22 protein-coding genes are annotated in these 20843 nt (G+C 64.6%); 9 read left to right on the top strand and 13 right to left on the bottom strand.

Annotation, left to right across the window (positions count from 1 at the left end):
• Positions 1–7 precede the first annotated feature (7 nt).
• Entirely contained in the window at positions 8–1189 is a 1182-nt protein-coding gene (locus ACT531_RS00485) for a M20 family metallopeptidase (protein WP_476016110.1), read from the bottom strand.
• 99 nt (positions 1190–1288) lie between these two features.
• On the opposite strand from ACT531_RS00485, the gene ACT531_RS00490 reads away from it, so the two are divergent.
• On the top strand, positions 1289–2209 hold the full coding sequence (locus ACT531_RS00490) for a MurR/RpiR family transcriptional regulator (protein WP_309826671.1): 921 nt from the start codon (positions 1289–1291) through the stop codon (positions 2207–2209).
• A gap of 107 nt (positions 2210–2316) precedes the next feature.
• Here ACT531_RS00490 and ACT531_RS00495 read toward each other — a convergent pair whose 3' ends face one another.
• From ACT531_RS00495 to ACT531_RS00520, 6 genes are all read right to left on the bottom strand, one after another.
• The gene (locus ACT531_RS00495) at positions 2317–3054 is read right to left on the bottom strand and encodes an amino acid ABC transporter ATP-binding protein (RefSeq protein ID WP_015012504.1); all 738 of its coding nucleotides are present in this window, start codon (positions 3052–3054) and stop codon (positions 2317–2319) included.
• A gap of 40 nt (positions 3055–3094) precedes the next feature.
• Positions 3095–3760, bottom strand: coding sequence for an amino acid ABC transporter permease (locus ACT531_RS00500; RefSeq protein WP_015012503.1), 666 nt, complete (start codon positions 3758–3760; stop codon positions 3095–3097).
• A gap of 1 nt (position 3761) precedes the next feature.
• Positions 3762–4520: an amino acid ABC transporter permease gene (locus ACT531_RS00505; RefSeq protein ID WP_015012502.1), complete on the bottom strand. Its 759-nt coding sequence runs from the start codon at positions 4518–4520 to the stop codon at positions 3762–3764.
• A 108-nt stretch (positions 4521–4628) separates the two neighbouring features.
• Positions 4629–5528: an amino acid ABC transporter substrate-binding protein gene (locus ACT531_RS00510; protein ID WP_476016111.1), complete on the bottom strand. Its 900-nt coding sequence runs from the start codon at positions 5526–5528 to the stop codon at positions 4629–4631.
• Between the two features lie 117 nt (positions 5529–5645).
• Positions 5646–6542: an amino acid ABC transporter substrate-binding protein gene (locus ACT531_RS00515; RefSeq protein ID WP_291445230.1), complete on the bottom strand. Its 897-nt coding sequence runs from the start codon at positions 6540–6542 to the stop codon at positions 5646–5648.
• A gap of 181 nt (positions 6543–6723) precedes the next feature.
• A complete protein-coding gene (locus ACT531_RS00520) occupies positions 6724–7656 on the bottom strand; it encodes a LysR family transcriptional regulator (protein ID WP_110961430.1) in 933 nt (310 codons plus the stop codon).
• Positions 7657–7872: 216 nt separating this feature from the next.
• On the opposite strand from ACT531_RS00520, the gene ACT531_RS00525 reads away from it, so the two are divergent.
• Genes ACT531_RS00525 through ACT531_RS00535 form a run of 3 tightly spaced genes read left to right on the top strand, consistent with a single transcriptional unit; the run spans position 7873 to position 10806 of the window.
• Positions 7873–8436: a TRAP transporter small permease gene (locus ACT531_RS00525; RefSeq protein WP_056745316.1), complete on the top strand. Its 564-nt coding sequence runs from the start codon at positions 7873–7875 to the stop codon at positions 8434–8436.
• Positions 8433–9731 carry a TRAP transporter large permease gene (locus ACT531_RS00530; protein WP_015012497.1) on the top strand — a complete coding sequence of 433 codons (1299 nt, stop codon included), beginning with the start codon at positions 8433–8435 and terminating at the stop codon, positions 9729–9731. The genes ACT531_RS00525 and ACT531_RS00530 overlap by 4 nt, the downstream gene beginning before the upstream one ends.
• A 37-nt stretch (positions 9732–9768) precedes the next feature.
• Positions 9769–10806, top strand: coding sequence for a DctP family TRAP transporter solute-binding subunit (locus ACT531_RS00535; protein WP_422848697.1), 1038 nt, complete (start codon positions 9769–9771; stop codon positions 10804–10806).
• Positions 10807–10980: 174 nt separating this feature from the next.
• On the opposite strand, the gene ACT531_RS00540 is transcribed toward ACT531_RS00535, so the two are convergent.
• From ACT531_RS00540 to ACT531_RS00550, 3 genes are all read right to left on the bottom strand, one after another.
• Positions 10981–11313 carry a nucleotide pyrophosphohydrolase gene (locus ACT531_RS00540; protein ID WP_476016112.1) on the bottom strand — a complete coding sequence of 111 codons (333 nt, stop codon included), beginning with the start codon at positions 11311–11313 and terminating at the stop codon, positions 10981–10983.
• A 73-nt stretch (positions 11314–11386) separates the two neighbouring features.
• On the bottom strand, positions 11387–12319 hold the full coding sequence (locus ACT531_RS00545; protein ID WP_476016113.1) for a 2-hydroxyacid dehydrogenase: 933 nt from the start codon (positions 12317–12319) through the stop codon (positions 11387–11389).
• A 43-nt stretch (positions 12320–12362) separates the two neighbouring features.
• A complete protein-coding gene (locus ACT531_RS00550; protein ID WP_476016114.1) occupies positions 12363–14207 on the bottom strand; it encodes an ABCB family ABC transporter ATP-binding protein/permease in 1845 nt (614 codons plus the stop codon).
• Positions 14208–14335: 128 nt separating this feature from the next.
• Here ACT531_RS00550 and ACT531_RS00555 point away from each other — a divergent pair, with 128 nt between their 5' ends.
• Positions 14336–14758: an acyl-CoA thioesterase gene (locus tag ACT531_RS00555; RefSeq protein ID WP_015012492.1), complete on the top strand. Its 423-nt coding sequence runs from the start codon at positions 14336–14338 to the stop codon at positions 14756–14758.
• Positions 14759–14814: 56 nt separating this feature from the next.
• Here the strand turns inward: ACT531_RS00555 and ACT531_RS00560 are convergent, their stop codons facing one another.
• The 3 genes from ACT531_RS00560 to ACT531_RS00570 form a co-directional block, all read right to left on the bottom strand.
• A complete protein-coding gene (locus ACT531_RS00560; protein ID WP_476016115.1) occupies positions 14815–15375 on the bottom strand; it encodes a bactofilin family protein in 561 nt (186 codons plus the stop codon).
• 153 nt (positions 15376–15528) lie between these two features.
• Complete coding sequence (locus ACT531_RS00565) at positions 15529–16014, bottom strand: thioesterase family protein (RefSeq protein WP_209816220.1); 486 nt, start codon at positions 16012–16014, stop codon at positions 15529–15531.
• Positions 16015–16121: 107 nt separating this feature from the next.
• The gene (locus ACT531_RS00570; RefSeq protein ID WP_476016116.1) at positions 16122–16919 is read right to left on the bottom strand and encodes a crotonase/enoyl-CoA hydratase family protein; all 798 of its coding nucleotides are present in this window, start codon (positions 16917–16919) and stop codon (positions 16122–16124) included.
• 289 nt (positions 16920–17208) lie between these two features.
• Here ACT531_RS00570 and ACT531_RS00575 point away from each other — a divergent pair, with 289 nt between their 5' ends.
• The 4 genes from ACT531_RS00575 to ACT531_RS00590 are packed head-to-tail and all read left to right on the top strand — an operon-like array spanning position 17209 to position 20839.
• Complete coding sequence (locus ACT531_RS00575; protein ID WP_056059365.1) at positions 17209–18084, top strand: branched-chain amino acid ABC transporter permease; 876 nt, start codon at positions 17209–17211, stop codon at positions 18082–18084.
• 3 nt (positions 18085–18087) lie between these two features.
• Positions 18088–19164 (top strand): branched-chain amino acid ABC transporter permease, encoded by a 1077-nt coding sequence (locus tag ACT531_RS00580; RefSeq protein WP_209816223.1) that lies wholly within the window; start codon positions 18088–18090, stop codon positions 19162–19164.
• A 14-nt stretch (positions 19165–19178) separates the two neighbouring features.
• Positions 19179–20018 (top strand): ABC transporter ATP-binding protein, encoded by an 840-nt coding sequence (locus tag ACT531_RS00585; RefSeq protein WP_476016117.1) that lies wholly within the window; start codon positions 19179–19181, stop codon positions 20016–20018.
• A complete protein-coding gene (locus ACT531_RS00590) occupies positions 20015–20839 on the top strand; it encodes an ABC transporter ATP-binding protein (RefSeq protein ID WP_440595686.1) in 825 nt (274 codons plus the stop codon). The genes ACT531_RS00585 and ACT531_RS00590 overlap by 4 nt, the downstream gene beginning before the upstream one ends.
• Positions 20840–20843: the final 4 nt, after the last annotated feature.

Raw genomic sequence — 20843 nt, forward strand, 5'->3', positions numbered from 1 at the left:
CAAAAAATCAGGGGTGTGCCAGTACGGCCAGCGCTACGGCCTGCGCGCGTGGCACAAAGGTGGCCAGCTCGCAGTACTCGCGTTCGGTGTGTGCATGTCCGCCCACCGGGCCCGTGGCGCACAGCGTGGGCACGCCCACCGATGCGGTCAGGCCGCTGTCGGCCGCGCCGCCAGTGAACTCACCCTGCACCTCAAAGCCCAGCGACCGCGCGCCTTGCTGGTACAGCGCCAGCAGATCGTCCGGGGTGGGCTTCATGGGCAGGGTGCGGCGCGTGGTGGTGATGCGGCCCTGGGTGCGGGGCACGCATTCATCTTCGACGATGGCGCGCACGCGCTCCAGCAGGTCGTCGGGGTTGGTGTCGGCCGTGAAGCGCAAGTCCACCTCGGCGCGCGCGTGAGGGGCCACCATGTTGGGCACGATGCCGCCCTGCACCACGCCCACGTTGCAGGTGATGCCCGTGGCAGTGTCGGTCAGCGCGTGCAGCGCCAGGGTCTTGCGCGCCAGGGCGTCAATGGCGCTGGCGCCTGCGGCGTGGTTGATGCCCGCATGTGCGGCCACGCCCTGCACCTCGAATTCCACCACCATCGAGCCCTTGCGGCTGGTGACCACGTTGCCGCTCACGCGGCCGGGCTCGGCATTGAACACCGCACGCGCGCCCCGCACGCGGGCCATGATGAGATCGCGCGTGGCGGGCGATCCGACCTCTTCGTCGCACGAGAAGAACAGGTGCAGCGGGGCCTTCAGCCCACCGCAGCGTGCAAAGGCCTCGGCGACAAACACGTTGAGCACCAGGCCCGACTTCATGTCGGCCACGCCGGGGCCATAGGCGCGCCCCGCTTCTTCGCGGTAGGGGCGCTTGGCCACCGTGCCATCGGGAAACACCGTATCCATGTGCCCCATGAGGATGATGGGTGCGCCATCGGCTGCAGCGCCCTCTGCCGGGTTGACCTGCGCGTGCAGCAGCACGCCATAGCCGGGCACGGGCTCGAACTGCACGGGCACACCGGCCGCCTGCAGGCGCTCGGCCAAAGCATGCGCCACCGCCGTCACGCCCGCTTCATTGCGGCTGCCGCTCTCGATGTTGACCACTTTTTGCAACAGGTCTTGCATGGCCTGCTGCTGCCGGGCCAGCCAGTCCAGCACCTGAGCATGCACCGGCAGTCGGCTTTCGTTCGGGGTATTGAGCATCTTTGTCCTTGGACAATGCCCGGGTGGGGGCAAAATTTGGGTCGCAGTGTTGCATGCGACTCCGGGTTTTGCAACGTATTTTGCACGATTGAGTATTTTATGAAATCATCATTGCAGGAATCCACCGCCTTGCTGACCGAGCGGCTGGCCCGCCAGGACGCCGACCTGACCGCCAGCGAACGTGCGTTGGCCGAGGCGCTGGGGCGTGACTACCCCCATGCCCTGCTGGAGTCCGCCACGGCCCTCGCGGCCCGCACAGGCACCAGTGCGTCGACCGTGGTGCGGCTGTTTGCCAAGCTGGGCTACGGCAGCTATGCCGAGGCGCAGCGCGAGGCGCGGGCCGAGGTCACCGCCCTGCTGCAAACGGCCGGGCAGCGTGCCCCCGTCACCATCGGCACCCGGCGCAGCCTGCAGCAGTGCGTGGACGATGCGCTGCTGCACGACCAGCACAACCTCACCACCACACGCGATGGGCTGGACATGGCGGCCTTCGAGGCCATGGTGGCGCGCATCGCGCAGGGCAAGGGCCGCATTTTTGTGCTGGCGCAGATCAACAGCGCCCCGGTGGCCGCCTGGCTGGCGCTGCACCTGAACATGTGCCGCCCCGGCGTGCACGAGCTGGGGGCTGGCGCGGTGGACGCCACCGACCAGCTGCTGTGGATTCAGCCTGAGGACGCCCTGCTGGTCTTCAGCATTCGCCGCTACGCGAGCGGGCCGGTGAAAGTGGCGCAGCGCTTTCGCGACGCGGGCGCCCAGGTGCTGGCCATCACCGACAGCGCCGCTGCGCCCTTGGCCGCGCTGTCCCACCACCGGCTGCAGGTGCGCACGTCCAACGCGTCGCCGTTTGACTCGTACACCGCCGCGTTCTTCCTGTGCAATGCGTTGGTGTCGGCCGTGGCGCAGCTGCGGCACAAGGCGGTGTCCGAAGCGCTGAAACGGCGCGACGACCTGTGGACGGATTTTGAGTCCCAGCTCATCGTGGAAGGCCCTTCGCCCGCCGGTCGAAGGGGCAAGCGCTAGCCCACGCAGCACGTGTCTCCAGCAACCGGGGGGTCATAAATAAAAAGCGCTCCGAGGAGCGCTCTTTATTGGCACCGCGCCGTACGACGCGGAGTGCAAGGCAGCGTTCAGTGCTGCAGGATCTTGTTGAGAAAGTCCTTGGTGCGGGGCTGGCGCGCATCGGGGTTGTTGAAGAACTCGTCCTTCGAGCAGTCTTCCAGGATCTTGCCGCCCACGTCCATGAAGATCACGCGGTTGCTCACCTTGCGCGCAAAGCCCATTTCGTGGGTCACGCACATCATGGTCATGCCTTCGTTGGCCAGGCCCACCATCACGTCCAGCACTTCGCCGACCATTTCGGGGTCGAGCGCCGACGTGGGTTCGTCGAACAGCATCACGATGGGGTCCATGGAGAGAGCGCGCGCGATGGCCACTCGCTGCTGCTGGCCGCCCGAGAGCTGGCCGGGGAACTTGTCCTTGTGCGCAATCAGGCCCACACGCTCCAGCATCTTGAGGCCGCGCTTCTTGGCGTCGTCCGCGCTGCGGCCGAGCACCTTGATCTGTGCAATGGTCAGGTTGTCCGTCACCGACAGGTGGGGGAACAGCTCGAAGTGCTGGAACACCATGCCCACGCGGCTGCGCAGCTTGGGCAGGTTGGTGCTGGGGTCGTGCAGCTTCACGCCATCGACCGTGATCTCACCCTTCTGGAAGGGTTCGAGCGCATTGATGGTCTTGATGAGCGTGGACTTGCCAGAGCCCGACGGGCCGCACACCACCACCACTTCACCCTTGTTGATGGTGGCCGAGCACTCGTTGAGCACCTGCACCGGGCCATACCACTTGGATACGTTCTTGAGTTCGATCATTTCTTTTTCCTCAATCCAATCTCTTTTGCACCAGCGTCGATCAGCGGATGATCGCGATCTTCTGGTGCAGGCGCTTGACCATCCAGGACAGCGCGTAGCACATCACAAAGTACAGCACGGCGGCGGCCAGGTAAGCCTCGATGGGGCGGCCAAAGTTCTTGCCTGCCACTTCAAAGCCCTTGAGCATGTCGTAGGCACCAATGGCGTAGACCAGCGACGTGTCCTGGAACAGGATGATGGTCTGCGTGAGCAGCACGGGCAGCATGTTGCGGAACGCCTGGGGCAGCACCACCAGCTTCATGTTCTGGCCGTAGGTCATGCCCAGCGCCTGGCCTGCATACACCTGGCCGCGCGGGATGGACTGGATACCCGCGCGCATGATTTCGCTGAAGTACGCCGCTTCAAAGGCGATGAAGGTGATGACGGCAGACACTTCTGCGCCGATGGGGCGGCCGATGATGGCCGGCACCAGCAGGAAGAACCACAGGATCACCATCACCAGCGGGATGGAGCGCATGCCGTTGACGTAGATGGTGGCAGGCACATCCAGCCACTTCTTGCCCGAAAGGCGCATGAGCGCCAGCACGGTGCCGAACAGCACACCGCCCACGGTCGCCACCAGCGTGAGGATCAGGCTGAAATACAGCCCCTTGAGCACGAAGTTGGAGATCAGGTCCCAGTTGTAGAAGGAGAAATCGAGATTCATATCAATGCCCCCCTCCGGCCGCGCCACTCACGACCATGCCCGGGATGCGCGCACGCTTTTCAATGAAGGCCATGATGCGGTTGATGGCAAACGCCGAGAGGATGTACAGCGTAGTCACCGCCAGGTACACCTCGATGCCGCGCGAGGTTTCTTCCTGCGCCTGCATGGCGAACATGGTGAGTTCGGCCACCGACACGGCAAACGCCACGGACGAGTTCTTGAAGATGTTCATCGTCTCGCTGGTCAGCGGCGGAATGATGATGCGAAACGCCATGGGCAGCAGCACATAGCGGTAAGTCTGGAACGTGGTGAACCCCATGGCCATGCCGGCGTAACGCTGGCCGCGTGGCAGGGCCTGAATGCCCGAGCGCACCTGCTCGGCGATACGCGCCGAGGTAAAGAAACCCAACGCCAACACCACCAGCGCAAAACCGGGCACGCCGCGCAGCACCGGGAACAAGGTGGGCAGCACGTGGTACCAGAGGAAAATCTGCACCAGCAGCGGAATATTGCGAAACAGCTCGACCCAGGCATTACCCAGCCGAACGATCATCGGACGGTCCTGCAACGTGCGCAGCGTACCGATGATGGAACCCAACACAAGTGCCAGCAGCAGCGCCAGCAGCGAAACGGACACGGTCCAGCCCCAGGCCGACAGCATCCAGTCCAGGTACGTGATGTCGCCGCCCTTGCCAAAGCAGCTTTGCACGACTTCCCGGTCCATGGTGTCCTGGCAGAACACCTGCCAATCCCAACTCATAGGAGCACCCCTTCAAATTTTGGTTATGCGTTGGGCGCCACCCTTGGCCCACCCAACAAAAAAGCCCCTTCAAACCGGTTGGCCGAAGGGGCACAAGCGTTGCGAAGATTACTTCTTGGCGTAGTCTTCCATGGGCTTGTCGTTGGGGTTGGCCCAGGCTGCCTTGGTGGCTTCAGACATGGGCAGACCGATCTTGGTGTTGGTCGGTGGCACGGGTTGCATGAACCACTTGTCGTACAGCTTGGCCAGCGAGCCATCAGCGATCTGGCGCTTGATGGAATCGTCCACGGCCTTCTTGAAGGCAGGGTCGTCCTTGCGCAGCATGCAGGCGATGGGTTCCACGCTCAGAACTTCGCCGACGATCTTGTAGTCGGCGGGGTTCTTGGACTTGGAGATGTTGGCAGCCAGGATGGAGCCGTCCATCACGAACGCGTCAGCGCGGCCGGTTTCCAGCATCAGGAAGCTGTCAGCGTGGTCCTTGCCGAACACTTCCTTGAAGTCGATGCCGCCAGCACGTTCGTGCTTGCGCAGCGTCTGCACGGAGGTCGTACCGGTGGTGGTGGCCACGGTCTTGCCGTTCAGGTCCTTGATGGAGTTGATGCCCGAGTTGGCCTTCACCACGGTGCGCACTTCTTCCACGTAGGTGGTCACAGCAAAAGCCACGTCCTTCTGGCGGGCGGCGTTGTTGGTGGTGGAGCCGCACTCCAGGTCCACGGTGCCGTTGGTCACCAGGGGGATGCGGTTCTGCGAGGTCACGGGCTGGTACTTGATGTCCAGCTTGGCCAGGCCCAGCTGCTTCTGGATGTCATGCAGGACGATTTCACCCATTTCGGTGTGGAAACCCACGTACTTGCCGTTGCCCAGCGTGTACGAAAGACCCGAAGACTCGCGCACGCCGAGCGTCACGCTGCCGGAGGCCTTGATCTTGGCCAGAGTGTCATTGGCCTGGGCAAATACGCTGCCAGCAGCCAAGACGGTCACGGCAACCGCGAGCAAATGTTTCTTCATAGGGATCTCCTTGTGTTGAAAACGAAAAAGGGGGGGATTTTAGAGACAGGGGCCTGCCCGGGGTCTCCGGTCAGGACCGCACTCCAAAAAGGGGTAACTCGCAACCAGGGATATTAGTCAGAACGGGACCTGGTCGGTAGGGTATTTCCAGAAGTCGCGCAACAAGTAACTGACCGGCAGGTTCAGCACCGTGTTGTTGGGCGGAATGGGTTTGTTGAACCACTTGTCGTAAATCGGATAAATCTCGCGGCTGGTGATCAGGCGGCGCATTTCCTCGTCCACCAGCTTTTTGAACTCGGGGTCATTCTTGGGCAGCATGATGGCCAGCGGCTCGGTCGTCATGAACCGGCCCACCACCTTGAGCGCCTTGGGGTCGGGCCGCCCTGCAGCCAGGCCGTACAGCAGCACGTCGTCCATCACAAACGCGTCGGCCTCGCCCTTTTCCACCATCTCCACGGCCTTGGCATGGTCGGGCGCCTCCACGATGGTGATGCCCATCAGCCGTTCGCGGTTGGCCTGGTCGGCCGCCTTCAGGGGCGTAGTGCCTTTGGTGGAGACCAGCTTCTTGCCATTGAGGTCCTCCACCTTGTCGATGGGGCTGGCCGCCTTGACCAGGAGACGCGCACCGGTGATGAAATGGGGGATGGTGAAGGCCACCTTCTGGCGCCGCTCGGCGTTGTTGGTGGTGGAGCCACACTCCATGTCGGCCTTGCCCTGCTCGATCATGGCGATGCGGTTGGCCGGGGTGACGGGCACCATCTCGACCTCCATGTCCTTCTTGCCGGTCTTCTTGCGCACCAGCTCGGCCATGCGCAGGCACAGGTCCAGCGCGTAGCCCACCGGCTTGCCCGACTGGCTGTCGACATAAGAGAAAGGCACCGAGGATTCGCGGTAGGCGATGACCAGCTTGCCGCCGCCAGCCACACGCTCCAGCACGCTGGCCTGCGCAGACGCACCGACCGCACAGCACAGTGCTGTGAGGCCCCAGGCCAATCCCCAATGCTGAACTTTCATACGATGCCTCTGTGAAGGAATGAACCGGGTTCGCAATCTTCGTGCCACCGTGGGGCCCTGCCAAGGCACACGCTGCTGTCCACCGATCCGGCGATGGCGCAGACTGTACGTGTCGTTACGGTGAAATTCCAATGCCGTTTGCGCGCACAACTATGCAAACTGTTTATGTCCGTATTTACCCTTAGCATGAGGCCGCTTGGGCCTGCAGGTAGCTCCACAGCGCCTGCGCCGTGCCTTTGGGGGTGTCCTTGCCATTGGGCTTTTCGCGGTAAGCGCGCACATCCATGGTCATTTGCAGGCCTTCAGCGTCCGGGGGGGCGGCACTAACGAGGCGGCGCGAGCGCAGTTCCTTCTTCACGGCGCTGTGCGGCAAGAAGGCCACGCCGTGCCCTTCCAGCGCCATGGCCTTGAGACCCTCGGCCATGTCGGTCTCGTACACGCGCTCCAGGTGGATGGGTGTCTGCGACTGCTTGAGGATGAGTTCGGTCACCCGCCCCAGATAGGCGCCAGGCGCATAGCCCAGGTAGGGCAGCGGCTGCCCCGCGCGGCCCGGCAGGCGGTGCACGGGCTGGCCGTCAGCGTCGGCCTTGCTGTAGGGCGACAGCACCTCCTGCCCCAGGCTGACCATTTCATAACGATCGGCGTCGAGCTGAAAGGGCTGCGAAGGGTGATGGTAGGCAATCAGCAGGTCGCAACCACCCTCCACCAGCCGCATCACGGCGTCGTGCACATTCAGCGCAATCAGGCGGCTTTTGAACGGGCCGAACTTGTCGTGCAGGCTGGACACCCAGGCCGGGAAGAACGTGAACGCCAGCGTGTGGGGTACGGCGAACTCGATCATGTCCTTGCCCGCACTGGTGTGCGCACGCAGCATGGCGCGCGTGTTCTGCAGCGACTGGAGCATCTCCAGGGCCTGGTCGTAGAGGGTTTTGCCGGCCGGGGTCAGCCGGGTGGGGTAGGAGCTGCGGTCCACCAGATCGGTGCCGGCCCAGGCCTCCAGCGCCTGGATCCGCCGCGAGAACGCGGGCTGGGTCACATGCCGCAGCTGCGCTGACCGGCTGAAGCTGCGGGTTTCCGCAAGACTGACGAAATCTTCAAGCCACTTGGTTTCCATCGGCGCATTATCCGCGCGCGGGCTGGAGCCTGCTGGCCGCAGGCATGAGGGTTTACACAGTGCGGACGCGGCGCACCAATGGTGTGCATGCATAGCAACCCATCGCATAATAGAAAGCGGCGCCTACAGCGCTCCGCGTCGAGGCCCCTGGTGCACAACACTGCCGGGCAGGGCGACCCGCCTATCCCGTGTTTGTTCTCCTCCTGCCCCTGCCCCATGTCCTCCTCCTCCCCCCAAGGGCCTGCGACCGACGCACTGCCCGGCGCTGCGAGTCCCGAGGCCGAGCCCCGCTCGCTGCGCCTTGAAGACTGGCTCACCGTCATCGTCATGGCGGCCCTCGCACTCATCACCTTTGCCAACGTGCTGGTGCGTTACTTCACCAACTCCTCGTTTGCCTGGACCGAAGAAATCTCGGTGTTCCTGATGATCGCGCTGGCGCTCATCGCAGGCTCGGCCGCCGTGGCGCGCGACCAGCACATCCGCATTGAGTACTTTGCCGAGGGCGGCTCTGCCCTGCGCAGCAAGCGCCTGTCCATGCTGGGCGCGGCCACCGTGGCCCTGCTGTTTGGCGTCATCGCCGTCCTGAGCGTGCGCGTGGTGTGGGACGACTACAGCTTTGGCGAAACCTCCCCCGGCATCGGCGTGCCGCAGTGGTGGTATTCGATCTGGCTGCCCGTGTTCTCTGCGCTCATCACGGCACGCGCCATCGGGCTGTTCATCCGCCGCAGCCGCGGCACGGTCAGCGATGCCGCCCCAGCGCACAAGGATGCGCAACCATGATCGCCACGCTGCTGTTTGTGGCCTTTCTGGGCCTGATGTTTGTGGGCGTGCCGATTGGCGCCGCGCTGGGCCTGGCCGGTGCCGCCGCCATTGCGCTGGCCAATGCCGACAGCCAGTGGTTCGGCCTGCTGGCAGTGCCGCAGAACTTCTACGCCGGCCTGGGCAAATACCCGCTGCTGGCCATCCCGATGTTCGTGCTGGTGGGCTCCATCTTCGACCGCTCGGGCGTGGCGCTGCGCCTCGTGAACTTCGCCGTGGCCATTGTTGGGCGTGGCCCGGGCATGCTGCCGCTGGTGGCGATTGCCGTGGCCATGTTCCTGGGCGGCATCTCGGGCTCGGGCCCGGCCAATGCCGCTGCTGTGGGCGGGGTGATGATCGCGGCCATGTCGCGCGCGGGCTACCCGCCCTCGTTCTCGGCCAGCGTGGTGGGGGCCGCTGCGGCCACCGACATCCTGATCCCGCCCTCGGTGGCGTTCATCATCTACTCGGTGCTCGTGCCGGGGGCCTCGGTGCCCGCGCTGTTTGCGGCGGGCATGGTTCCCGGCGTGCTGGCTGGTGTGGCGCTGATCGTGCCCGCCGTGTGGATGGCGCGCAAACACAAGATGGGCGCGCTGGAGGCCGAAATGCCCCGCCCCCCATTCTGGAAGAGCCTGCGCGAAGCCACCTGGGGTCTGGCTGCGCCGGTGCTGATTTTGGGCGGCATGCGCGCTGGCTGGTTCACGCCCACCGAGGCCGCCGTGGTGGCCGTGTTCTACGGCCTGTTCGTGGGCATGGTCATCCACCGCACGATCACCGTGCGCGACCTGTTCCCCATCCTGCGCGAATCGGGCGAGCTGTCGGCGGTGATCCTCATCGTGGTGTCGCTCGCGGGCATCTTTGCGTATTCACTCTCCACGTTGGGCGTGATCGACCCGGTGGCCAACGCCATCGTGAATTCGGGTCTGGGCGAGTACGGCGTGCTGGCGCTGCTCATCGTGCTGCTCATCACCGTGGGCATGTTCCTCGACGGCATCTCGATCTTCCTGATCTTCGTGCCGCTTTTGTTGCCCATCATGCAGCACTACCAATGGGACCCCGTATGGTTCGGCGTGATCCTGACCCTCAAGGTGGCGCTGGGCCAGTTCACCCCGCCGCTGGCCGTGAACCTGATGGTGTCGTGCCGCATTGCCGGTGTGCGCATGGAATCCACCGTGCGCTGGGTGGGCTGGATGTTGTTTGCCATGTTCCTCGTGATGGTGGCCGTGATCGCCTTCCCGCAACTGGCCCTGTGGCTGCCCGCCAAGCTGGGCTACTGACCTCTTTTGATGAATTTCTAACCAGGAGACTGAAACAATGAAACTGCGCACCTTCCTCACTTCGGCCGTGGCCGCTGCCGCTGCCCTCGCCTTCACTGCACCGGCCGCCATCGCGCAAACCGCGTACAAGAGCGAATACCGCATGTCGCTGGTGCTGGGCACGGCCTTCCCCTGGGGTAAGGGCGGTGAGCTGTGGGCCAACAAGGTGCGCGAGCGCACCAATGGCCGCATCAATATCAAGCTGTACCCCGGCGTGTCGCTGATCCAGGGCGACCAGACGCGCGAATTCAGCGCGCTGCGCCAGGGCGTGATCGACATGGCCGTGGGCTCCACCATCAACTGGTCGCCCCAGGTCAAGCAGCTCAACCTGTTCTCCCTGCCCTTCCTGTTCCCTGACTACGCCGCTGTGGACGCGGTGACGCAGGGTGATGTGGGCAAGCAGATCTTCACCACGCTGGAGAAGGCAGGCGTCGTGCCCCTCGCCTGGGGTGAAAACGGCTACCGCGAAATCTCCAACTCCAAGCTGGCCATCAAGAGCCCTGCCGATCTCAAGGGCCTGAAGATCCGCGTGGTGGGCTCGCCCCTGTTCCTGGACACATTCACCGCGCTGGGCGCCAACCCCACGCAGATGAGCTGGGCCGACGCACAGCCCGCGTTTGCCAGCGGCGCTGTGGACGGCCAGGAGAACCCCATCGCCGTGTACCAGGCCGCCAAGCTGCACACCGTGGCCCAGAAGCACATCACCATGTGGGGCTACGTGAACGACCCGCTGGTGTTCGTGGTGAACAAGGACATCTGGGCGTCGTGGACCCCTGCGGACCGCGAGATTGTGAAGCAGGCCGCCATCGACGCCGGCAAGGAAGAAATCGCCATCGCACGCAAAGGCATGGTCGAGGCCGACAAGCCCCTGCTCAAGGAAATCGCGGCCAACGGCGTGACCGTCACGCAGCTGTCCGCCGCCGAGCGCGACGCGTTCGTGAAGGCCACGCGCCCCGTGTACGAAAAGTGGAAGGGCCAGATCGGCGCCGACCTGGTGGGCTCTGCAGAGAAGGCGATTGCCGCCCGCAAGAAATAATCCTTCAGTGGACCCGACACCGGTGCACGACAGTCGCCCGGTGTCTGCCCAAGCCCCGCCATGGCGGGGCTTTTTGCTGGGCGGGCACAAAGGCAACTGCGGGTGACGTGCCTGCAATGTCGCTATCTATTTAATAGCATTCAAGGCATATTGCACTAGCGCTACCCACCACTTTCACTTCAAATCATCGGGGACCGGGTGTTTGACCGCGTTTTTGCGCAGCTTGTGCTCCACCGCCTCGGCCAGGTCCACGCCCGCGTGGTCCGCCAGCTGCAGCAGGTACAGCAGCACGTCGGCCACCTCATCGGCAATGGGCTCTTTCAGCGCCGGGTCCTCACGCACCGCGAGCGACTGCTCCGGCGTCATCCACTGAAAGATCTCCGCCAGCTCGGCCGCCTCGACCATCAGCGCCATCGCCAGGTTCTTGGGCGAATGGAACGGCTGCCACTGCCGCTGTGCCGCAAACACGCGCAACCGGGCCTGCAGCTCCGTCAGATCGACAGACATTCCATTGCTCCTGATTCAATAGCTGCCGGCGCATATTCCGCCTGCGCTAGTGGCCTGAAAGATCTGAAACCCATCACACCGGCGTGACCGGTGCCTCGCCCGCCAGGTGGCGCCGGGCGTTCTCCATGAAGCGGTCCACCGAGGCCTGCACGGCCTCGGGCGACCAGCCCGCCACATGGGGCGTGAGCACCACGTTGTCCAGGTCCAGCAGCTCGGTCGGGGGTAAGGGCTCGCTCTCGTACACGTCCAGGCCCGCTGCGGCGATGCGGCCTTCGCGCAGAGCGGCGGCCAGGGCGGCGGTGTCGATCACGCTGCCACGGGCGATGTTGACCACTACGCCACGCGGGCCCAGCGCCTTCAGCACCGCTGCGTTGACCAGATGTTTGGTGCCCGCGCCGCCAGGCGTGGCGATGACAAGAAAGTCTGCCCACGCGGCCAGCGCTGCCACATCGGCAAAGTAGCGGTAAGGCACATCGGTGCGCGCACTGCGGTTGTGGTAGCCCACCTCGATCTCGAAGCCCAGCGCGCGCTGCGCAATCTTCTTGCCGATGGTGCCCAGGCCGATGATGCCCAGGCGTTTGTGCGACACGTTGGGTGGCAGCGGCAAAGCGGTGCGCCAGACGCCTGCGCGGGTGGCCTTGTCCAGCGGCAGGATGCGGCGCTGCGCCGCAATCAGCAGGCCCCAGGTGTGGTCGGCCACACAGTCGTCGTTGGTGCCCGCACCCGTAGCCACCACGATGCCCCGGGCCTTGGCGTAGTCCACCGCCACGTTCTCGTAACCGGCGCCCAGCGCGCAAATGAGGGTGAGCGCGGGCAGCGCATCGATCTGCGCCAGGCCCAGGCCCACCGAGCCGATGGTGAGGGCCACCCGCACACGGCTGCCATGCTGCGCGATGGCGGCTGCGGCCTGCGGCGCGTCGGGCGCGTAGATCACTTCAAAGGTCTGGGCCATCTGGGCGATGTGCTCTTCAGACAAAAACATGAGGGCGAGAAGGACGGGCTTCATGGATGACAAATCGCGAAACAAATGAAAGAGAGAAAGACGCTGCTCAAGCGGCGGCATCGCTTTGCTGGAGGGACCACATGCTCGCGTAGCGGCCCCCCAAGGCCAGCAGCTGCGCGTGCGTGCCGCGTTCGATGATGCGGCCCGCGTCCATGACCAGGATCTCGTGCGCGTCCACCACTGTTGACAGGCGGTGGGCAATCACCAGCGTGGTCTTGTTCTGCGCCACGCCCTGCAGCTCGGCCTGGATGGCGCGCTCGTTGGCGGAGTCCAGCGCGCTGGTGGCTTCGTCAAAGATCAGGATGGGCGGGTTCTTGAGCAGGGTGCGCGCAATCGCCACCCGCTGCTTTTCACCGCCTGAGAGCTTGAGCCCGCGCTCGCCCACCATGGTGGCGTAGCCCTTGGGCGTGCTGGCGATGAAGTCGTGGATGCGCGCGGCCCGGGCGGCGGCTTCGATCTCTTCCTGCGTCGCTCCAGGGCGGCCATAGGCGATGTTGTAGGCCACGGTGTCGTTGAACAGCACCGTGTCCTGCGGCACGATGCCAATCGCCTGGCGCACGCTGGCCTGGGTCACGCTGCGGATCTCCTGCCCCGCAATGGTGATGCGGCCCTGCTGGATGTCGTAGAAGCGGAACAGCAGCCGCGCCAGGGTGCTTTTGCCCGAGCCCGAGGGCCCGACCACTGCCACCGTCTTGCCCGCCGGAATCTCGAAGCTGATGCCCTGCAGGATGGTGCGCCCGCCCTTGGGGTCATACGCAAACACCACGTCCTCGAAGCGCACGGTGGGCTGGTCTAACCCTGCCAGCGGCTGGGCGCCGGGGGCATCGGCCACCTCGCGCTCCTTGTCCATCAGCGTGAACATTTTGTCCAGGTCGGTGAGGCTTTGCTTGATCTCGCGGTAGATCACCCCCAGGAAGTTGAGCGGGATGTAGAGCTGGATCATGAACGCGTTGACCATGACCAGGTCGCCCAGCGTCATGCGGCCATCGACCACGCCCTGCGTGGCGCGCCAGAGCATGGCCACCAGGCCCACGGCAATGATGAACTGCTGGCCGGTGTTGAGCATGGACAGCGTGGTCTGGCTCTTCAGGCGCGCACGGCGCAGGCGCTCCAGGCTTTCGTCGTAGCGGCGGGCCTCGAAGCCTTCGTTGTTGAAGTACTTGACTGTCTCGTAGTTGAGCAGCGAGTCCACGGCCTTGGAATGCGCGGCCGAATCGAACTCGTTGGCCTCGCGGCGAAATTTGGTCCGCCACTCGGTCACCAGCACCGTGAAGAGGATGTACAGCGCCAGCGCTGCCAATGTGATCCACGCAAACCAGGCGTCGAACTTGATGGCCAGCACCGACAGCACCAGCACCACCTCGACCAGCGTGGCCACCACGTTGAACAGGGTGAAGGAGATCAGCGACTCGATGCCGCGCACACCGCGCTCGATGTCGCGCGTCATGCCGCCGGTCTGCCGCTCCAGGTGAAAGCGCAGGCTCAGGGCATGCAGGTGTTCAAAGGTCTGCAGCGCAATCGAGCGCGCCGCGCCCTGCGTGGCCTTGGCAAACACCAGCTCGCGCAGCTCGGTGAACAGCGAGGTGGACAGCCGCAGCGCGCCGTAGGCCACCAGCAGCCCCACAGGCACCACCAGCAGCGCGGTGGGGTCGCCCGGTTTGAGGCTCATGGCATCGACCAGCGTCTTGAGCAGGATGGGCACGCCCACGTTGGCGAACTTGGCGCCCACCATGAAGACGATGGCGGCGATCACGCGCCACTTGTATTGCCACAGGTAGGGCAGCAATCGGTGCAGGGTGGCCCAGTCCGATTGGACCGGCGCGGGGCTGGCGGCCGTGCCACTGGCAGTGGCACCGGCAGCGGTGGGGGCAGTTTCGCCGTGGTGGCGCATGGGGGACAATTCCGGTTGTTGTTTTTACCGACCTGGCTGATGCCCAGGTGGTTTTTCTCGGGGCGCAAGGCCTGATGAAACCACCGGTTTCCCCAAGGATTGGCTCAGCCCCAACCGAGATTGTGCCCATGTCTGCCGTTTTCAGCCCACCACCCGCCGCATTGCCCACCGACAAGGAACTGGTGCTCAAGGTCATCCCTATGCCCGCCGACACCAACGGCAATGGCGACATCTTTGGCGGATGGGTGATGGCGCAGGTGGACCTGGCGGGCTCCGTGCTGCCCGCGCGCTACATCCAGGGTCGCATGGCCACGGTGGCGGTCAATGAATTCATCTTCAAGCAGCCCGTGCGCGTGGGCGACATCCTGTCGTTCTTCTCGGCCATCACGCGGGTGGGCAACACCTCGGTCACCGTAGAGGTGGAGGTGTATGCCGAGCGTTTTTCTGCCCAAGGGCAGTATGTGAAAGTGACGGAGGCGCGCCTGACGTACGTGGCCATCGACCACCAGGGCAGGCCGCGCCCCGTGCCGAAGCACAACGCGCCTGCATAAGCGGACGAAGGGCCGCGCCAGGCAGCGTCTGCCCGCACGCGGCCCCAGGGGCTGGATCAGGCGGCCAACGCGGCAGGCTCTGCCCTCAACGGTGCTGCAGCGCGCTGTGTGCCGCTGGACGAGGACGAAGAAAATCCAGCCTCGATCTCACCCGCCAGCTGGCCGCCCTCTTCCACCACGAGCTTGCCGTAGCGGATCTTGCCGTTGACCTTGCCCGAGCTATAGATCACGAGCTTCTGCCGCACGGTGAGCGTGCCGTTGAACTCGCCGTGGATCTCGGCAATGTCGATCTCGGCCGAGCCCTTGAACGCTCCGTTCTCCGAAATCTGGATCACGCGCGAGTCCATCGTGGCCTCGACGGTGCCCTCGACCACGAGGGTGTCGCAGTCGGTGATCTCCACGCCCTTGAGCTTGATGTTGGGACCCACCGTGAGCTTGCTGCCCGAGCTGTCGCAGGCGCTGCTGGGCTTGGGGGCTGCCGCTGGGGGCACCGGCTGTGCCGATGCGGCACCGTTGTTCACCGCATTGCTCCCCAATACGGAGCCTGAGGTGGTGCTGCTGCGGGGTTGGAACGATTCGGGTTCACGCTTGCCAAAGAAGGGGTTTTGCACGGCCATCAGATCTCCTTGAAAAGAGGCCATGCTAGGTTTGCGGCACGCAAAAAAATGCCCTCGTTACGCAAGAACCGTAACCAAACGGTTCGATGGTTGCATGCGCTTGCAGGGCTTGCGGGATCACACATCCCGCCGTTACATCCTGCGGCGCACGCGTCAAGACACGATGTATGCAGCGGCGCCTGCCGACATGATCTGCCCGTCTGGCCCGAGAAACTCCATGCGCGTCGTGGCGACCCGCGATCCCAGGCGCAGCACCTGCGCGCGCAGCTCGAAGTGGCTGCCAATGCCGGGGCGCAGGTAGTCGATGCGCAGGTCGATGGTGCCCAGCTTGGCAAAGCGGTGCAGGCGCTGCTCGGGCGGCTCGTCCAGGTGCTTGGCGCCAATCGCAGCCATCACGGCCAGCCCCCCCATGGCGTCGAGCCCCGCGCTGATCACGCCGCCGTGGATGCGGTTGTAGGCGTAGTGGCCCACCAGGTCGGGCTTCATGTCGATGCGGCCCACCACACCGTCAGGCGCCAGGGCGGTGATCTTGAGCCCCAGGACCTGGTTGAACACGATTTTTTCTTCAAAGATGGACTTGAGCCCGGCAATGAACTCGGGCTCGAAAGCCTGGGGCTGGGAAGGAATGGTTTTGCTCATGGTGTGCTGTGGGCGGCCCGGCGGGGCGTTGCGCCTGCCGGAGACCGATGACTCCTGTTTTTATAGCTGCTAGCGCTTGATACACAAGCACCTTCGGCCATTTTGGCTCAAAACTCGCCGTGGCGTCCTTGCCCCGCCGCAAAACGCGAGGCTCCGCGCAGTGCCTCGGCCAGGCATTCGCGGCCACCCGCCCACTCCTGCAGCAGCGCCTGCTGCAGGGGCAAGCCCTCGGCGGCCAGCGCGCTGGCACGGTCGGCGCGCAAGGTGGCCTGCGGAAAGGCGGCCAGCTGGTGGGCCAGTGCCAGGGCGGCTTCCCGCGCCTGCCCTGCGGGCACCACGCGGTTGCACAGGCCCATGCGCAGGGCCTCGTCGGCCTCGACCTTGCGACCGGTCAGGATCAAGTCCAGCGCATGCGACAGGCCGACCAGGCGCGGCAGCCGCACGGTGCCGCCATCAATCAGGGGCACGCCAAAGCGACGGCAGAACACGCCCATGTACGCGTCCTCTGCCATCACGCGCAGGTCGCACCACAGCGCCAGCTCCATGCCTCCCGCCACCGCCGCGCCTTCGATGGCCGCGATCACCGGCTTGGACAACTGCAGACGGCTGGGCCCCATGGGCCCGGGCGGGTGGACGGTATCGGCCGTGAAGTCCAGCGTGTCTGCGAGCGCCTCGGGCGTGACGCCGTCTCCCAGCAAACGCGCGCCCGATTGCAGGTCCCAGCCCGCACAGAAATGCCCGCCAGCCCCCTGGAACACCGCCACATGGGCACTGTCGTCTTGCTCAAAGGCCACAAAGGCTGCATGCAGCGCGTGGGCGGTCGCGGCATCGACGGCATTGCGCACATCGGGCCGGCCCAATGTCACCAGCGTGACACCACCTTGCGTTTCAACCTCTACCGACATGTGCGTCTCCTGTGGCGGGGGGCCCAAAACCTGCGCTCCCACCCGACGTTATTCCTATTGCGCAGGGTGCAGCACTGCGTCAATATGCGCCGCAACCTGCTCACAGGCCCCCATCAGGGTTAGCCCCGAGTGCGGTCTGTGCCGGGCACGTGCACCATTATTTATGCAAAGCAATCGCTTTGTAAAAATATTCTGCAGGTCTTGTGCCCACAGGGTTTCACAAAGTGCGTGCTGCCAGCCGCCACACGCTTTGCGCCCACCGGCTCAGGTCTCAATCTGGAGAGCCAGTGTGCAATTTGTGCAACTGTTGATCAGCGGTGTCTCCCAGGGGTGCATCTACGGCCTGATCGCGCTGGGCTTCGTGCTCATCTACAAGGCCACGGAGACCGTTAGCTTCGCCCAGGGCGAACTCATGATGCTCGGCGCCTTCTGCGGGCTGGCACTCATGACGGTGCTGGGCTTTCCCTTCTGGGTGGCCGTGCTCGCCAGCATCCTGGCCATGGGCTGCTTTGGCGTGGTGCTGGAGCGCGCGGTGATCCGTCCCATCCTGGGCCAGCCCGCCTTCTCCATCGTCATGCTCACCATCGGCATCGGCTACGTGCTGCGTGGGCTGGTGACCATGATCCCCAACATCGGCACCGAGACGCACACGCTGCCCGTGCCCTACAAGGACCTGTCGTTTCGCCTCGGTGCGCTGGTGCTCAACGCCGAGCAGCTGGTGGTGATTGGCGCCACGGGCGTGTTGTGTGTGCTGCTGTTTGCCATGTTCCGCTACAGCAAGCTGGGCATCGCCATGCAGGCGTCGTCGCAGAACCAGCTGGCCGCCTACTACATGGGCATTCCGGTGCAGCGGCTCAACGGCCTGGCCTGGGGCCTGGCCGCCGCCGTGGCGGCGGTGGCGGGCCTGCTGCTGGCGCCCATCACCTTCGTGCACGCCAACATGGGCCTGATCGGCCTCAAGGCCTTTCCGGCCGCCGTGGTGGGCGGCTTTGGCAGCCTGCCCGGCGCCATCGTGGGAGGGCTGGTGATCGGCATCGTCGAATCGCTCTCGGGCTTCTACCTGCCCGATGGATTCAAGGACACGGCCGCGTACATCGTGGTGCTGATCATGCTGATGGTCAAACCCAACGGGCTATTCGGCGAGAAGCTGAGAAAGAAAGTCTGACCCATGCGCTTTCTCTTCAAGACTTCATACGAGCAAGACATCCGCCTGGCCAAACACGGCGGGCATGTGTTCTGGTACAGCCTGCTTTGCTTGGCTTTGGTCGCCGCGCCCTGGGTGGCGCCTGAATACTGGCTGGCCCAGCTCACCTTCGTGCTCATCTACGCCATCGTGGGCCTGGGGCTGATGCTGCTGGCGGGCTTCACGGGGCTGTTCTCGCTGGGGCATGCGGCGTTTCTGGGGGTGGGCGCGTACACCCAAGCGGTGCTTACGGGCATGGGCTGGCCGTTTGCACTGTCGCTGGCCTGCGCGGCGGGGCTGTCGGCTGCGGTGGGGGTGGTGGTGGGGTTGCCCGCGCTGCGCGTGAAGGGCATCTACCTGGGAATGGCCACGTTGTCGTTCGGATTCATTGTGGAAGAGGTGTTTGCGCGCTGGGAGTCGGTGACCGGCGGCAACTCGGGCAAGCACCTGGTGCCGCCACAGATCGCGGGCTACTCGTTCGAGACCACGGAGTCGTTCTACTTCTTGTGCCTGGTGATTGCGGTGGTGAGCACCCTCGCCATCCTGAACCTGCTGCGCTCGCCCACGGGCCGCGCGTTTGTCGCCATCCGTGATTCAGAGATTTCGGCACAGAGCATGGGCATCCACCTCGCGCGCTACAAGACGCTGTCGTTCTCCATATCGGCCGCACTCGCAGGCATCGGCGGGGCGTTGTACGCGCACAAGCTGCAGTTCATATCGCCCGACCAGTTCAACATCCTGCAGTCCATCGACCTGCTGCTCATGATCGTGATTGGTGGGCTGGGCTCGGTGCACGGCGCCTTCCTGGGCGCGATCTTCCTGATCTCCATGCCGCAGCTCATCTCCCTGGGCAAGGACTGGTTGCCAGACTCCATCGGCCAGTCGCCTGGCCTGCAGGCAGTGGTGTACGGCGCGGTGCTGATTGCGTTTGTGCTGTTCGAGCCCATGGGCTTGTACGGCCGCTGGCTCAAGGTACGCACCTGGCTGCAGATGTTCCCGTTCTACCGCAAGGGCCTGTTCAAGCGGCAGAAGTCGTTCCAGAAATCGGATCGCTTGAAATGAGCGCGGCGACCACCATGAACCAAGACGTTCTGCTTTCGGCTCAGAACTTGAGCGTGCGCTTTGGCGGTGTGCTGGCCGTCAACAACGTGAGCTTTGACGTGCGGCGCGGCGAGGTGTTCACCCTCATCGGCCCCAACGGCGCAGGCAAGACCACGGTGTTCAACCTCATCAGCCGCATCTACACGCCCACCACCGGCACCATTGCCTACGCGGGCCCCGGCGGCGCCATGCTGCCGCTCACCGACCAGCCGCCCCACAAGGTGGCGGGCCTGGGCATTGCGCGGACGTTTCAGAACATCGAGCTGTTTGAGCACGCCAGCGTGCTGCACAACCTGCTGATCGGCCGCCACACCCGGCAGCACAGCAGCCTGTGGGCCGAGATGTTCTTCACGCGCAAGGTGCGCGAGGGCGAAGTTCAGGCGCGAGAGAAGGCCGAGCAGGTCATCGATTTTCTCGACTTGCAGCACTACCGCGACACCATGGTCGCCGGCCTGCCCTACGGCGTGCGCAAGGTGGTGGAGCTGGCCCGCGCGCTGTGCACCGAGCCGCAGTTGCTGCTGCTCGACGAGCCCTCGTCGGGCCTGAACGTGGAGGAGACTGACGACATGGCCTTCTGGATCCAGGACATCCAGCACGAGCTGGGCATCACCGTGCTGATGGTGGAGCACGACATGTCGCTGGTCTCCAAGGTGTCCGACCGCGTGCTGGCCATGAACCAGGGCGAGGTGGTGGCGATGGGCACTCCGCGCGAGGTGCAGACGCACCCCGGCGTGGTCGAGGCGTATCTGGGCACCATCGACGATGTGAGCAACCTGCGCCGTCCGGCGGGTTCACAAATGGGGGTTCGGGCATGAGCGCCGTACTTTCCGCCGTCAACACATCTGCAGCAGCGGTTGCTGCAGCTGACCAGCCCCTGCTGCGCCTGCAGAACGTGGAGAGCGCCTACGGCCCCATCAAGGCCATCCGCGGCGTGAGCCTGCAGGTGCGGCGCGGCGAGATCGCTGCCGTGCTGGGCAGCAACGGCGCCGGCAAGACGACGATCCTCAAAACCATCAGCGGCATCATCGACCCGCGCAAGGGCTCCATCGAATTCCAGGGCGCCGACATCACCGCCAACGATCCGGCGGCCATCGTGCGCCGGGGCCTCATGCATGTGCCCGAGGGGCGCGAGGTGTTTGCGCTGCTCTCGGTGCGCGACAACCTGCTCATGGGCGCCTACACGCGCAGCGATGCCGACGCCGTGGCCCGCGACATCGAAACGGTGTATGGCTACTTCCCCATCCTGAAGGAGCGCGCCGCGCAGGACGCCGGCCTGCTCTCGGGTGGGCAACAGCAGATGCTGGCCATCTCGCGTGCGCTCATGGCCAACCCCGAACTCATCCTGCTCGACGAGCCCAGCCTGGGCCTGTCCCCCAAGCTCACCAAGGAGATCTTCGAGATCGTGGTGCGCATCAACCGTGAGCGCGGCACCACCATCCTGCTGGTCGAGCAGAACGCCAACATGGCGCTCAACGCATCGGACTACGGCTATGTGCTGGAGAACGGCCGCATCGTGATGGAAGACAGCTGCGAGCGCCTGCGCGAGAAGGACGACATCAAGGAGTTCTACCTTGGGATGAAAGATGTCGGCGTGCGCGGAGAGCGGCGCTGGAAGAAAAAGAAGACCTGGAGATAAGCGC

It is taken from the genome of Acidovorax sp. DMC1 (genome assembly GCF_056314325.1).